Raw genomic sequence first — 15,797 nt, 5'->3', positions numbered from 1 at the left:
TTTGAATATATTTAGAAATTAATAAGATTGGATTATGAATATATATGGTCTTTATGATTATTTTAACTATGAGGAACTATGATGAAATAACTCATTATTACTGATATCAGCTTCTATAGTTGGAGATAAAGCAACTAGTCCAATATTACCAGGTATTCGATAACCTATCTTAGCAATTAAATATCCATCATAGCTTTTAATAATTCTATAACTATAGCTAACTTCTGAGATTTCCTCATTATCATGTAAACGATAACTACCTTTAGTTGAAAATTCTACATAAAAATCATTAATTGTGCCAGCTTTTATGCTTAAATTTGTCCCATTTGTATCAACTATGACACCAGTATCACCACCAAGTTCTTGTTCTTTTTGATAAGCCAAACCAGTTATTTCAATATAATCATTAGAATTAGTTTGTATTTTAAATAAGTCGCCACGAGATTTGAAATTATTATAATCTTCTTTATTATTAATTAAACTATGCATCTCATTAACTATATCTAAAGCTTCTTGACGTTTTTGATTATTGATATTTTGTTGAACTTGATCATCTTTTTTATAAGTAGTACAGAATAGCTCGGTTGCAGGGACATTGACTTGAAAAACTGGAATGATTTCAATTGTCCCATCATGTTTGATTAAACCATTATCATCGATAATACAATTACTATTTAAAGCTATGATATATCTAGTTTCACTCCCTTTTGATAATGTAATTGCAATAGTACCAAATTGTTCGATTTCACTTTCTGAAAAAGTTTCAGTATTATTGATTGTAATAGAATTATTTTTTGTCATTAAATGATATCTTGGTTCATCATCATATTTATTTATCCAGTCTCCATTTAAACTATTTAAAACAGAGTAATATGCAATTCCATCACTACGATCACCATAAGTTGCAATATAAATACCACTACTACCATCTGCTTTTTGATAACTTATATAATTACAATCATTTGTAAGCCATCTAGTTGATATTTTTTTAATTGAAGAAGCATTAAATGAAGTGGTTTTTTTAGCGAAACAAAGATATGTATAGTGATAATCATTTATTTTTCCAGTATTTTTATCTTGCTTTAATACAAGTTGTGATGAAAAATCTGGGGAAATTGAATAATATGTTATTTGTGTAACAAAGTTACCACTAATTAACCAAGTAGTAATGAGGATAATTATACTAGAAGTAATAATACTTAAGGTAGTAATTAAATTAATTTTTATCTTAGATATGATTATACAGATAATAGTCGATAATAATATTGTTATAATGATGATATATTCTAATTGAGCATAGATTAGTTCAAAACCAAGGTTTTTTAAAATTATATGATAACCTAATTCTAAAATTAATAATAAAATACTTAGTGTTGTTAAAGCTATTTGCGAGTTTGTTATCCATTTTTCTTTTTTAGAAATAATATTTGTAATAGGGCATGTTAAAAATTTGCTAATTACTTTATAATCTTTAAGATTAATAAATAATTTTTCGCTATTATTTATTAATATACAATAATCATTAGATTTATATAAATGATGAAAATTACTATATTTATAACAAGTTTCTCGCCCATCTTTAATGTATGTTAAATTTTCTTGATCATAAGTATATTGATATTCCGTCTCCTTAAAGAAGCTGGCTTTAATAATTGGTAGTAATATTGGAATAAAAAATAAACTAATTCCCAATACAATAATCAATAAGCCAATAATATCTAGATGAAAAGAATAATATTGTTGTAATGAAAAGAGTGCATATCCTCCAAAAATAAAAATAAAAGCAAGTAGATTAATAACATATAACCAGATTTTTTTAGAATAAAGCTGAAAATATAAAACCTGTTTATATGCCTTTGCTGTTAGTTTAAATATATAAAGGCTATTTTTTTCTTTATTAACTGTAAAAGTATTATCTTCACCATTTAATAATTCATCAACGGTAATATTAAATATTTTAGCAAGTTCTGGTAATAAAGAGATATCAGGTAAACTAATCCCCCGCTCCCATTTAGAAACGGCTTTATCACTCATTAGTAGCATTTCACCTAATTCTTTTTGTGTCAGTCCTTTTTGTTTTCTTTTATAAGAAATATATTTTCCAATTTTGATATTATCCATAAAAAACTCCTTTTTAGATACAGAATAATTATATGATAAATACTAATTAAAACAAGTTACCAGCAGTTGAATTATTCGCTTTTAAATAGAATTTGCTATAAAATAAGTAGTTTAATAATAAAAAAGAACTAAATATTAGCTCTTTTTTGAGGATTCTATAAATTTGACAATAATTTCATATTTTCCATTAATATCTGGTAAAGCATTTAAATATTTTTTTATAATACTTTGAGTTTTAGTAGCAGCTTCACTTAATAAACCATTTTCAATTGCTTCTTCAGCTACAGCATCCTTTTGCTTTTTAGCAAATTTGGTATAGTCATTAATAGAAATTGGATTAAATACATTTTTAGTTTCATCATATACTTCAATGCTACTTTCATCAATTTCATTACTTAAAATTTCAATATCTGGAATAGAAACAGTAATAGTATTATTGTCAATTTCAATTTTTATGTTATTCATTTTAATTCCTGCTTTTAATCTACCATCATATGTAATTAAAAAGCTTTTTTGAGTTAAAGGAATATCCCACCCATTAAAGGTCAAATTATCAGAGAATTTACCAACCTTAGTATAGTTATAAGATAAGGTAGCTAATTCTTCAATTTCCTGAAGCTGTTGGGTCAAACCAGTAGAGGATATTTTAGGTTGTTCACTGCCACTAGCAAACCTTGTACCTGCATAAAAGATTAATAAAGCTACTAAAAAAATAGCAATAATACCTCCAATAGCTTTTTTTGTTTTTCCTAATATATCTAATATTTTCACTTTTCTCACCTAACATTATTATAACATAATTCGACAATTAATGATAAAAATAAAAAGCCCGAAGGCTTAATTATTTAATGATAGTTCCATATACTTCACGACCACATCCAGCTGCATTTGATTCATCAGTATCAATATGCATTGCAGTAGCATAACTTTCACTTACACGACAAACAACATCTTTAAATACTAATGAACGACCATCAGTTTCAATTTCTACTTTAACGATTTGTTTATCAGTAACACCAAATTCAGCTGCATCAGCAGGGGTCATATGTATATGTCTTTTAGCTGCAATTACTCCACAAGGAATTTCAACTTCTCCAGCAGGGCCTATTAATTTACATCCAGCTGTTCCTTCTATATCACCAGATTCTCTAATTGCTGCTGGCAAACCTAAAGAACGAGCATCAGTTAGTGATAGTTCAACTTGAGTAGCACTACGTGTTGGTCCTAACACAGACATTTTTTGTTCACCTTTACTACCAACTACTGTTACTTTTTCTTCACATGCAAATTGTCCTGGTTGTGATAAATCTTTCTTATTAGTTAATTGATAACCTTTACCAAATAGTGTTTCTAAATCAGCATCTGATAAATGAATATGTCTTGCTGAAGTTTCAACGATAATTTTTTTAGTCATAATCATTCTCCTTTTTCCTTATTATATATTACTACTTTTATTGTTATTTTCAAGGAAATAGCGATAAATTAGAAAAAAATTTGACACAAATTTATTTAAATAGCATAATTATTCTTATTTTTAAGTAGTTTATAAAAATTTAAATACTCATACTATAAAAGAGAAGAACCTGCTAAATTGTAAAGCGTTTTTAGTAATAGTAATTAAAAAAGTCATAGTGAATAAATAGTTAATATTTATTCGTTATGACTTTTAATTTTTATAGGACAAGAGATGGTGCACTATAAACACGTGCTGCTAATTCGCTATCAAGTAAATAAAGAGAGCGAGAATCTGAACCAAATAGGTTGAATTTTGTAATTAAATCATTTGCATTAGTTTCTTCTTCACCTTGTTCTTTAACAAACCAATCTAAAAACTGCATTGTACGAAAATCTTTTACTGAATATGCAGCATCATAAAGATTGTGAATTAAACTAGTTACATATTCTTCATGTTCTAAACCAAAGATAAGAGGATCATTTAATTTTGTATATTCTTTATCTGGTTTATCAATTGCTTCTAATATTACTTTAGCATTGTTATTTTGAAGATATTGAACAAATAACATTGCATGATCTCTTTCTTCTTGAGCTTGGATATTGTACCAATTTGCAAATCCGTCTAATCCATTATCTTTATAATAATTAGAAAAATCTAAATAAAGATAAGCAGAATATAATTCTTTATTAATTTGATCATTTAATAGTTCTACAATTTTTTTATTTAACATCTTAGTTACCTCCTGTTTATAGTATAGACCTATTTTTTGATAAAGTTAATAACCAAATGCTAAAATAATTCAATTATTTTATTAATTGTTATCTTGTTAGGACAAGCTATTATGTTATAAAACAAAAATCATACAAATGGTATTAAGTGAGGTATTTAGTTTTTATTAAAATTGTTGGCAAACTAGTTTTCATGAAAATTATTCTTTAATTGGTTTGTAAGTGAATTAGTAGTTACTGCTTCAGAGATTTTTAAAATCGTAAAGTAATAAAGTAATTAAATTATTTTCTTTAACATAAAATCTTATTGTTTTCATATTTATTTTATAGAATTAAGATATTTTAATATTGTTTACTATATGTATTAGTAATGTTGTAATTTGTTAGATTAAAGAGATTTAAATATATAATAAATGATTTTTATTTTAGATATGATAATGTTATAATAGGTCATGAAAGTAGGTGGTATTTTGATGCCGATTGTTTCTGCAATTACATTTAATTTAAGTTTGATTTTTAATGTAGTCAGAACTATTATAGATTTGATTTTAGTTTGGTATGTTATATATGTTTTAGTTTCAATGATGAGACAGAATATGCGTACCATGCAATTATTTAAAGGAGTTCTACTAATTCTTATTTTAAAAATATTTACAAATTTATTAGGATTAAGTGCAATGGATTATTTAGTAGACACAGTGCTAACATGGGGTGTTGTAGCCATTATTATAGTATTTCAGCCAGAAATTAGAGGATTATTAGAAAAAATTGGTCGAACTAAACTTGAAATCAAACATGATAATTTATCAGATGATGAAAAGGAACGTTTAATGGATGAATTAGTGGCGGCTATTACAAAATTATCCGAAGATCAAACTGGAGCACTAATTACATTTGAAAGAAGCCAATCATTAATAGATTATATAAATACAGGTACTAAAATAAATGCAGATATAAAGTCTGAATTATTTACAACGATATTTTGGGAGGGGACACCATTACATGATGGGGCAACTATTATAAAAGATGATCGTGTTATTTGTGCTGCTGCATTTTATCCTCCAACTAATCAGGAATTAAGTCCATTATATGGTGCAAGACATCGTGCAGCTCTAGGTATCAGTGAAATAACTGATTCATTAACAGTAGTTGTGTCTGAGGAAACAGGAACTATTTCATTTGCGGTTAATGGAAAACTTCGAAAAATTCCTCGTAAGGAATTAAGAGCTTCTTTAGTTAATGAATTAAACTGGTTTAATTCAAAAGAAAAGGATGGTGAAAAAGATGATCAAAAAGGATAATCAAAAACCATCGATTAAGAAGGATTCTACTACAGATTTCTTTTTAAATTTTATTACACGACAAAAGTCAGAGAATAAGAAAAATGATAAACAAACATTAATAAGAAATAATGAAGAGACATTTAATGTAAAGGATAAAGCTTTTGAAATTCTTTATAAAACTGTTAATTCTTTGAATGTATTTTTAGATCGAATGTTACAGTCAAATCTATCGATGAAAGTTTTATCTTTTATTATGGCAATTGTATTGTTGTTTACAATTAATGGTAGTGTCAATAGTATCTTTTCTAAACTAAATGGTGGAGATTATATTTATGATGTGAAAATTGATGCTCAAGGATTACAAGATGATTTTGATGTTGTTGGTTTACCTGAAACAGTAAATGTGGCACTTGTTGGTCCTTCAATAGATATATATTCGGCAAAGATTGCTAAGAATTATAAAATTATTGCTGATTTTTCTAGTTTAGGAGAAGGTGATCATACAATCGAGTTTAAAAGTGAAGGGTTTCCTAGTGATTTACAAGTTATGATCGTACCTCAGACAGTAAATGTTAAGATTACTCAAAAAATCACTAAAACGTTTGAGTTAGGCTACAATTTTATTAATGAAGAAGAATTAGATAATAAATATTCTGTTTCAGTTGAGTCAATGGAGCATCAGCAAGTAGAAGTACGAGGTTCTCAAGATACAATAGGCAAGATTAATGCTGTTAAAGCAGCAATTGATCTAAAAGAGATTAAAGGTGCTTTTGAACAAAAAGCTAGAATCTTTGCCTATGATCGTAGTGGTAAAAAACTTGATGTTGAAATAATTCCCAATACTGTAAAAGTACAATGTGATGTTTCTTCATATAGTAAAGAAGTTTTAATACTTCCGCAATATACAGGACATTTTGAAAGTGGCTATGGATTAGAAAGTGTTACATTATCAAAAGAAAAAGTTAAAATATATGGAAAAGAAGAATTTTTAAATAGTGTTAATAATGTATATGTGAATATAGATATATCTGATTTAAGTGGGGATAAAAGCTATAGTAAATTGCCAATATCTAAAATTGATAAAATTAATAAATTTGCTTTTGATACAGTTGATGCTTCAATAAGAGTTTCCCCAGCTATAAAAAAACTTGTTACAGATGTCCCCATTAATATAGTTAATAATGAAGGTAATTATCGAGTTATTTTTACTAATGGACAAGAGAAAGTTTCAATTGAAGTTGAAGGGGTAGCGGAAAAATTAGATAGTGTATCAGCTAGTGATTTTGTTGCATCAATTAATTTAGAAGACTTGAAAATTGGAAGTAATACTGTTAAAGTAGATTTGGATACTAATAAAGGATATTTAAGTTATAAGTTAGTTTCGCCTGAAAAAATAACAGTTACTTTAAAAAAATAGGAGGAAAAGGTAATGGGTAAATATTTTGGTACAGATGGATTTAGAGGGGAAGCCAATGTTGAACTAACAGTTGAACATGCCTATAAGGTAGGACGTTATCTAGGTTGGTACTACTCTCGTAATGAAAAAGCTAAAATTGTAATTGGAAAAGATACACGTAGAAGTTCTTATATGTTGGAATATGCATTGGTATCTGGTCTTACTGCAAGTGGGGCAGATGTTTATTTATTGCATGTAACAACTACACCTTCAGTTTCATATGTGGTAACTAGTGAAGAATTTCATTGTGGAATCATGATTTCAGCATCTCATAATCCTTATTATGATAATGGGATTAAAATACTTGATGGTAATGGTCATAAAATAGATGCTGATATTGAAAACTTAATTGAACAGTATATAGATGGGTTGATTGATGAATTACCATATGCAACAAAAGATGAAATTGGTTGTGCTTTAGATTACTCAATAGGACGTAATCGCTATATTGGATATTTGATGTCAATTCCAACAAGGGCTTTTAGAAATTATCGAGTTGGTTTGGACTGTGCAAATGGTGCAAGTAGTGCTATTGCTAAAAGTGTTTTTGATGCATTAGGTGCTAAAACTTTTGTAATCAATAGTGATCCTAATGGATTAAATATTAATACAAATTGTGGATCAACTCATATTGAAGTGTTGCAACAATATGTTAAAGAAAATGCTTTAGATATTGGTTTTGCTTATGATGGTGATGCTGATCGTTGTATTTGTGTTGATGAATTTGGAAGAGTTGTAGATGGTGATTTGATTTTATATGTATGTGGAAAATATTTAAAGGATCATGGTGAATTAGCAAATGATACAGTAGTCACTACAATTATGTCAAATATAGGTTTATATAAAGCTTTTGATAAAGAAAATATTAAATATGAAAAAACTGCTGTTGGAGATAAATATGTAAATGAAAATATGGTAAAAAATGGTCATGTTTTAGGTGGAGAACAATCAGGGCATATTATTTTTTCAAAACATGCTACAACTGGTGATGGAATATTAACATCATTAAAAGTTATGGAAGCTGTAATTGAAAGTAAACGTACGATTGCACAATTGATAGAACCTGTTACTATTTATCCTCAATTAATGAAAAATGTACCTGTTAGAGATAAAAAAGAAGCTCAACAGGATCCAGATGTAAAAGCTGTAATTGCTGAAGTTGAAGCTGATTTAGGTGAAAATGGACGTGTTCTTGTTCGTGAAAGTGGAACTGAGCCAGTTGTAAGAGTAATGGTTGAAGCTGACAGTGATGAAAAATGTTTGATTAATGTAAATAAGATTGTTGACAAGATGAAAGAGAAAGGTTTTATTATTAAAAGATAAAATAACATAATATCACATAATATTGCCATATAATATGGCAATATTTTATATATATTAAAAGTGAGGTGAAATAAATGCAATTTAAAATAAATATCATAGATGATGAAAAAAATTTAAATGATTTAGTAAGAACCTATTTAGAAAAAGAAGGATACATTGTATATTCTTTTTATACATATGATGAAGCATTAATGCATAAAAGTGATGATGTTCATTTGTGGTTAATTGACATTATGTTAGATCGTTCAAGTGGGTTTGAATTATTTAATGAAATAAAAAGTGCTCGTCCTAAAATGCCAATTATTTTTATGTCTGCTCGTGATCAAGAGTTTGATCGAATCATTGGTTTAGAAAAAGGTTCTGATGATTATATAACTAAACCATTTAATATTAAAGAAGTTGTTTTAAGAATCAATAACTTAATTAAACGTTCATATGATGATCCATCAAAGATAAAAATGGATGGTTATAATATTGATTTAGAAAAAAGAAGAGTGTTTTGTCAAGATGAAGAAATTGTTCTAACAACAAAAGAATATGATTTATTAGTTTATTTTATTGTAAACAAAGGCTTAGCTATATCTCGAGAACAAGTACTTAATAAAGTTTGGGATGAAAATTATTTTGGTAGCGATCGTGTAGTTGATGATACATTAAGAAGACTTAGAAAGAAAATGCCAGAAATTAATGTTCGTACAATTTATGGATTTGGCTATCGTTTAGACTAATGTTAAAGAAATTCTCTCTACAGCGACAATTAATTATTATATTTTCATTAATTGCGCTAGTTGTTTTAGTAATTCTAGTACCTCTTATTAATAAGAATTTAACAAATTTAATTGATAATCAAATGTTTCAAACTCTTGAAACAGCTCAACGTGGTTATGTTGATTATGGGTATAGCCCAATTGAAAAATCTACAGATAAACAAATTTATCATATGAAGTATGATGCTGAAAATAATGTTTTGATTCCTTCAGCCAATATAACATATAGTGATGCTGAAAAATTAAGTTATGTATTTAGAAATAATTTATTTGAAATGATCGAAAATGATAAAGAAAAGATTCAAAAAAAAGGTAATCTTTCAGGTGCTACAGTATATTATCAAATTACAAAAAAAGATGATAATACATATATTGTATCATTAGTATATAGTGATTATTCAGCTAATTTGATTTCTGCAATAAAACAACAGATAATTAATATTTTATATGTGTCATTTACAATTATTGGTGTGGTCATTTTTTTATGGGTAAGCAATTTAATCAAACCATTAAAGGCTATTAGAAATTATATTGAAGATATTAGAAATGATAAAAAGAGTGAACTTAAAATTGATCGTAGTGATGAAATTGGAATTGTTTCTAATGAGCTGGTAGTGATGAAAGAAGAAATTGATCGTCAAAACAAGACTAAAGAAGAAATGATTCATAATATTTCACATGATTTAAAAACACCAATTGCTTTAATAAAATCATATTCACAAAGTGTAAAAGATGATATATATCCATATGGTGATAAAGATGCTTCTATGGATGTTATTATAGAAAATGCAGATCGATTAGATGGTAAAGTCAAAAGTTTATTATATTTAAATCGCTTAGATTTTTTAAGTAGTGAAAATGTTAATAATGAAGTAGATATGAAAACATTAATTGAACACATAACTCTTCAGTTACAAGGAATGCATCCAGAAATAGCAATAGAAACTGATTTAGCATTTGTTTCGTTTAAAGGCGATGAAGAGTGTTGGCGTATCTGTGTAGAAAATATTATAGAAAATGCATATCGTTATGTGAACAGTAAAATCAAGATAACTTTAAAACAAAACTATTTAGAACTATATAATGATGGAGAATCATTAGATAATGAAAATATAGAAGCATTATTTAAACCCTATGAAAAAGGAACCAAAGGTCAATTTGGATTAGGTTTGTCAATTGTTTATAAAACATGTACAATGTATGGCTATAATGTAACAGCAGTGAATAGAGATGTTGGTGTAAGCTTTATTATTGAAAAGAATATAAATGGATAGTTTAAGCTATCCTTTTTATGTTATGATAAATATATATGGAGGAAGAAGGATGAAATTATTATTTAAACAAAGGTTATTTTCATGGTTTGATAGCTATGATATATATGATGAATATGGAAATGTCATATATACTGTAAAGGGAGAATTAAGTTGGGGGCATAAACTATGTATCTATGATAATCAGGGATTACATATTGGAACTATTAAAGAGGAAGTTTTAACATTACTTCCAAGGTTTAAGATGTATATAAATGATCAATATATTGGACAAATAAAAAAGGAATTTACTCTTTTTAAACCATCATTTATCCTTGATTGTAATAATTGGCAAATTACAGGTGATTTTTTAGAATGGAATTATGAAATAATTGATGATAATGGAGTAATTATTGGTGATATTAATAAAGAGATTTTTAATTTAACAGATACATATTCTTTAAATATTAATAGTCCTCAAAATGCACTATATGTTTTAATGATAGTTTTAGCTATTGATGCTCAAAAATGTTCAAATAATGGATAAATAATAAAAAGGTGATCAAAATGGAGACTGATAAAAATAATTTTGCCTATGGGAGTATACCACGACATATTATAAATTTAGCTGGGCCAATGATTATCGCTCAGCTAATTAACGTTTTATATAATGTGATTGATAGAGTTTATATTGGTAGAATACCCAATGTTGCCACTCTAGCAATGGGAGGGTTGGGGCTATGTTTACCATTGATTTCTATTATTATTGCATTTGCAAATTTATTTGGTATGGGTGGAGCACCACTTTGTTCAATTGCAAGAGGGCAAGGTAAAAATAAAGAAGCAGAAGAGATAATGGGAAATTCATTTATCTTATTAATTATCTTTGGTATTATATTAACTATTATTGTTTTTTTATTTAAAGAAGATCTACTATGGCTGTTTGGTGCAAGTAAAAGTACAATTTCTTATGCTAATGATTATATGGGGATATATTTATTAGGAACAGTGTTTGTATTAATTGGTTTGGGGATGAACAGTTTTATTAATAGCCAAGGTTTTGCTAAGATTGGGATGTTGACTGTATTGATTGGTGCAATAATAAATATTATCTTAGATCCAATATTTATCTTTACTTTAGGATTAGGGGTTAAAGGAGCAGCTCTAGCAACGGTTATTTCTCAATTTATTTCAGCTTTTTGGACTATATATTTTTTAACAGGTAAAAAAACAATTCTTAAACTACAAATAAAAAATATGTTTTTAAAGAAAAAGTATGTAACAAAAATATTTTCTTTAGGAACAGCAGGTTTTATGATGGCAATAACTAATTCAATTGTAACAATTATTTGTAATGCAACGTTACAAACATATGGTGGGGATTTATATATTGCTATTATGACAATCATCAATTCAATTCGTGAAGTAGCATCACTTCCAGGACAGGGAATGGCAAATGCCTGTCAACCTGTATTAGGATATAATTATGGTGCTGGTGAATATAATCGAGTGTTACAGGGGATTAAATTTGTAACACTGACTTCTCTATCAATGATGTTAATACTTTGGTTATCAATAACTATTTTTCCAGAAATGTTTATCAAAATTTTTTCACAAAACCAAGAGATAATAAATAATGGTACTAGTGCTTTAAGACTTTATTTTTTTGGTTTTTTCATGATGGCCTTTCAGATGGCAGGTCAAGCAGTAGCAGTTGGATTAGGAAAAGCCAAACAGGCAATTTTCTTTTCAGTATTTAGAAAAGTGATTATTGTCGCTCCATTAACTATAATATTACCATTTTATATAGGCATTAACGGGGTTTTTATAGCTGAAGCTATTAGTAATTTTATCGGTGGTGGGGCATGTTATATTACGATGTGGTTTACAATTGGTAGAAATTTAAAAAAAGAATAAATTTTCAAATATCTTAATCATTTTACTATTATTCATTTTAATGTTAATATATTTATAATAACATTAAAATTGATAAGGGAGAGGGATTAAATGATTAAGATAGGAATAGTGGATGATGAACCAGTATTTTGTAATATGATGAAAAATATTCTATTACAGAAATTTGATAATATAAATGTGTATACATATAGTTCAGTAAATCAGTTGGATAAGGATTTTGATTTTATATTATTGGATATTAATATGCCAGATTGTGATGGTGTTGAGTTCGCTAAAAAGAATGAGGATAAAAAAATACTTTTTGTAAGTTGTTATGATAGTAGATGCAAAGAAGCATTTGGCCCTAATATTTATGGATTTATTGGAAAAGATAATTTAGAAACAGAGTTAGTTGAAAATGTTTCAAAGATGCTTATTAGAATAGAAAAACAGAATGCAGTAGTTGAGTTTAAGGTAAATAGAGAAAAAGTTAAGGTAAAAGTAAATGATATAATATATTGTACATATATAGGTGGTATGAATACTGTTATAATAGCTAATAATAAACAAATAACAGTAAAAAATAAATCTTTTAAAGATGTATTAGAAATTTTAGGGGATGATTTTATACCGATTAGTCGAAGAACCGCTATTAATAAAAATAAAGTATTTAGTATATCGGATAGTGGTGTTTATTTAAAGGGAATAAAAAGGTTATTTCGTATTAGTCGAAGACAAAGAAAGGTAGTTTTAAAGGCTTTTTTGAAAACTTTTGAGTGATTAATAGTTTGGTTATATTATTAAATTTCTCATTAAAAATATTAAATAGAAAATGATTTTATTACCGTTTAATCATATTTACAACCGTTGGAACAAGGAAGAAACAATTCTTCCTTTTTTTATGCTATAGTAAAACTATAGAAGTTAAAAATTTAATTAATCGATTAGATAAGCTGGAAGGAAAAATATTTATAATATCAAGATTTATTAAATAACAAAGTATAAAAGATAAAGATTATAATATTTATTCTTATTAAGTAATCTGTTTTAATTCTATTAGAAGAAAGGAAGGGAAGTTATTATGAAAAAGATAAATTTCTTTAAGATTAGTATTTTATCTTTATTATTATGTGTAACTATGACAAGTGTTTATGCTTGTGGTATAACATGTACTTTTGAAAATTTGAAAGAATTTCATAAAATAGGATACATTGTATTGAAAGGGAATTGGATAAGTTCAGTATCATTAAGAGCTTATAAGAAAAATTATGGATTATTTGGGTCAATAGATAATAGTAAATACGATTATAAATATAATTATAGTTGATAATATATATGAAATTACAATATCTAAGAAAAGTATATATAATTTTTATTTTTCTACTTGTTTCTATACTATTAGTAATAAACTTAGATTTAAAGGAGAAAAATAAATTTATAAATCTTAATAATTATAATCGTGCTACATTAACTATTGATTATAATCAAAAATATGATAATGATGATTTTTATAAGCTAATAACTTTATCACAAAAATATAATATCCTTTTAACAAAGATAGAAACAAGGTACCAAGATCAAAAGCTAACTAATTTAATATATGTTTCCATAGATGTACAAGATGCATTAAAATTAATGAACTTAAAATATGAAGTTCTTTCAAATAAAACTGAAGATTCAAGTAACATTTATGCTGCGACTAAGGAAAGTAATGATAAGTTATTAAAATATAAACTTGATGATATTTTACATAATGATAACTTTGCTATCTTTTCGTTTAAAAAATTGATTGATAACCAGGGATATCTATTTTCTGACTATCAGATATTTTATGAAAATGAACAAGAGTATACTGAGTATATTAATCAAATTAAAGAAATATTTGGGAATGACTTGAAAGTTAATATACAAGAGCAGAATATACAAAGTAGTAATGAAATATTAATATCATTATTAATATTAATAATTGCTGGATTGTTTTATTTGATTATCAAGGTTTTTAGTATTTATAATATTTCAAAAAAACTAGTTATTATGAAATTATTAGGATTTAGTAATTTTATGATATTAAAAAAGGTAGTAAAAAAAGATATTATTTTATATATATCTTTATCAATGTTATTAATAATAATTGATTTTATTATTATTCCTTATAAGGCAAATATATTTTCGTTTATTATTATTTATGTTCTTATAATATTAATTTTTTTAGGTCTATCATATTTGAGTATATATATTATCTGTTATAAAAAGAGTATGATTGAATTATTAAAAAATAAGCTTATTATTTCTAAATTAATAAAATTATGTGGAGCTTTTAAAATAATAATAAATTCATTATTTATTATTATCTTAATGATTACTCTAACTACTAGTTCTTCATATTTTAATAAGTTAGAAGAATTACATAATATGAAAGAAATTATAAATTATGCTTTTTTTGCTCAAATAAATGAACATAATGAGCAATATAATGAAATTGATAGAAGTAATTTAAATAGGCTATACAAATTATTAGAGGATACTGATTTAAATTATATCTATGCTGAATTTTCACAGTATCGTTTATTGGATAAAGAAGATTTGAAACGAACTAATAGAGCTATAAAGAAAGGTTCTTATATACCGTTTGCAACAGTTGATCTGAATTATCTGAAAAAGAATAATATTAAAATATATGATCAAAAAGGTAAAGAAGTTGAAATTAAGGCCAATAATTTTGAAATCTTTGTGTTTCCAGAAAAGTACAAAGATTATTATGAAAAGTTTATTAGGTATTATAAAACGAGCTTAGAAAGATACGGGATAAATAATATAAATAGTAATTATGATTTTTATATGTATAAAGATACAGAGTTATTAAAATATTCATCAAATGAAGATGGTAGTAATGAGGTCAAAAGTAATATATTAATAGATATTCCTATTTTAAGAGTTACTTATAGTAATTTTCCAATCAATTATTTAGATTATATGATTGGATTGAATGTTGGAGGTACAAGTAAAACAACAAGCTTGAAAATAGATACTGAGATAGATAAAAATAATACATATAATCAGCTTTTACCTTTATTAATTGAAAATAATATAGATAAAATTTTTACATTACAAACATTTGTAACAATGGGAGAATTAATTGGTGAAGATATTAATAATTATCAAAATATTATTTATGCTGAAAGTATTATGTTGATATTCGTTATTATTATCTATATCGTTTTAACCTTTGAGACAAACTATTTAATGATTGAAAAAGAAAAATCTAAGATTTGTACAAAAATATTTATGGGATTTAGTAGAGTAAAGGTATATCGAGGTATTTATTATTTTAATATTTGTTCTATCTTAGTACCAATTATTTTATTGAATATTATAATGATTTTAATTGGTTGGGGCTTTAATTTAAGTTTATTACTTTCTTTGATTCTGTTAATTATATTTGAAAACATAGTTTTTATCATTTCTTGCAATAAGATTAATTTAGATAATATTATATGTTTATTGAAAGGGGAATAGT

At 26.0% G+C, this 15,797-nt stretch carries 14 protein-coding genes; 10 read left to right on the top strand and 4 right to left on the bottom strand.

The genetic code is table 11. The features are described from left to right. Positions 1–66 precede the first annotated feature (66 nt). The 4 genes from BMW96_RS01905 to BMW96_RS01890 all read right to left on the bottom strand — a co-directional run bounded on the left by BMW96_RS01905 (position 67) and on the right by BMW96_RS01890 (position 4,307). Positions 67–2,121 (bottom strand): helix-turn-helix domain-containing protein, encoded by a 2,055-nt coding sequence (locus tag BMW96_RS01905; RefSeq protein WP_092351953.1) that lies wholly within the window; start codon positions 2,119–2,121, stop codon positions 67–69. 135 nt (positions 2,122–2,256) lie between these two features. Continuing rightward, on the bottom strand, positions 2,257–2,892 hold the full coding sequence (locus BMW96_RS01900; RefSeq protein ID WP_092351951.1) for a DUF4230 domain-containing protein: 636 nt from the start codon (positions 2,890–2,892) through the stop codon (positions 2,257–2,259). Between the two features lie 70 nt (positions 2,893–2,962). Next, the gene (pduL, locus tag BMW96_RS01895) at positions 2,963–3,535 is read right to left on the bottom strand and encodes a phosphate propanoyltransferase (RefSeq protein WP_092351949.1); all 573 of its coding nucleotides are present in this window, start codon (positions 3,533–3,535) and stop codon (positions 2,963–2,965) included. 259 nt (positions 3,536–3,794) lie between these two features. Then, positions 3,795–4,307 (bottom strand): ferritin, encoded by a 513-nt coding sequence (locus BMW96_RS01890; RefSeq protein WP_092351947.1) that lies wholly within the window; start codon positions 4,305–4,307, stop codon positions 3,795–3,797. Between the two features lie 450 nt (positions 4,308–4,757). On the opposite strand from BMW96_RS01890, the gene cdaA reads away from it, so the two are divergent. The 10 genes from cdaA to BMW96_RS01840 all read left to right on the top strand — a co-directional run bounded on the left by cdaA (position 4,758) and on the right by BMW96_RS01840 (position 15,796). Beyond that, a complete protein-coding gene (gene cdaA, locus BMW96_RS01885; protein ID WP_092351945.1) occupies positions 4,758–5,606 on the top strand; it encodes a diadenylate cyclase CdaA in 849 nt (282 codons plus the stop codon). After that, entirely contained in the window at positions 5,590–7,005 is a 1,416-nt protein-coding gene (locus BMW96_RS01880; protein WP_092351943.1) for a CdaR family protein, read from the top strand. The genes cdaA and BMW96_RS01880 overlap by 17 nt, the downstream gene beginning before the upstream one ends. A 12-nt stretch (positions 7,006–7,017) precedes the next feature. Beyond that, complete coding sequence (gene glmM, locus BMW96_RS01875; RefSeq protein ID WP_092351941.1) at positions 7,018–8,367, top strand: phosphoglucosamine mutase; 1,350 nt, start codon at positions 7,018–7,020, stop codon at positions 8,365–8,367. Between the two features lie 74 nt (positions 8,368–8,441). Next, complete coding sequence (locus tag BMW96_RS01870; RefSeq protein ID WP_092351939.1) at positions 8,442–9,095, top strand: response regulator transcription factor; 654 nt, start codon at positions 8,442–8,444, stop codon at positions 9,093–9,095. Next, positions 9,095–10,408: a HAMP domain-containing sensor histidine kinase gene (locus BMW96_RS01865; RefSeq protein WP_092351937.1), complete on the top strand. Its 1,314-nt coding sequence runs from the start codon at positions 9,095–9,097 to the stop codon at positions 10,406–10,408. Before BMW96_RS01870 ends, BMW96_RS01865 begins: the two co-directional genes overlap by 1 nt. Positions 10,409–10,457: 49 nt before the next feature. Further along, positions 10,458–10,931, top strand: coding sequence for an LURP-one-related/scramblase family protein (locus BMW96_RS01860; protein ID WP_092351935.1), 474 nt, complete (start codon positions 10,458–10,460; stop codon positions 10,929–10,931). A gap of 20 nt (positions 10,932–10,951) precedes the next feature. Beyond that, the gene (locus BMW96_RS01855) at positions 10,952–12,301 is read left to right on the top strand and encodes an MATE family efflux transporter (RefSeq protein WP_092351933.1); all 1,350 of its coding nucleotides are present in this window, start codon (positions 10,952–10,954) and stop codon (positions 12,299–12,301) included. A gap of 90 nt (positions 12,302–12,391) precedes the next feature. Beyond that, positions 12,392–13,060 carry a LytR/AlgR family response regulator transcription factor gene (locus BMW96_RS01850; protein WP_092351931.1) on the top strand — a complete coding sequence of 223 codons (669 nt, stop codon included), beginning with the start codon at positions 12,392–12,394 and terminating at the stop codon, positions 13,058–13,060. Between the two features lie 301 nt (positions 13,061–13,361). Beyond that, positions 13,362–13,607 carry a hypothetical protein gene (locus BMW96_RS01845; protein WP_092351929.1) on the top strand — a complete coding sequence of 82 codons (246 nt, stop codon included), beginning with the start codon at positions 13,362–13,364 and terminating at the stop codon, positions 13,605–13,607. A gap of 8 nt (positions 13,608–13,615) precedes the next feature. Beyond that, positions 13,616–15,796, top strand: a complete 2,181-nt coding sequence (locus tag BMW96_RS01840; RefSeq protein WP_092351927.1) for a hypothetical protein — start codon at positions 13,616–13,618, stop codon at positions 15,794–15,796. Position 15,797 lies beyond the last annotated feature (1 nt).

Origin of the sequence: Thomasclavelia cocleata (assembly GCF_900102365.1) — a bacterium.
In the GTDB taxonomy this organism is placed as follows: domain Bacteria; phylum Bacillota_I; class Bacilli_A; order Erysipelotrichales; family Coprobacillaceae; genus Thomasclavelia; species Thomasclavelia cocleata.
This window is presented reverse-complemented; position numbering and strand designations above follow the sequence as displayed.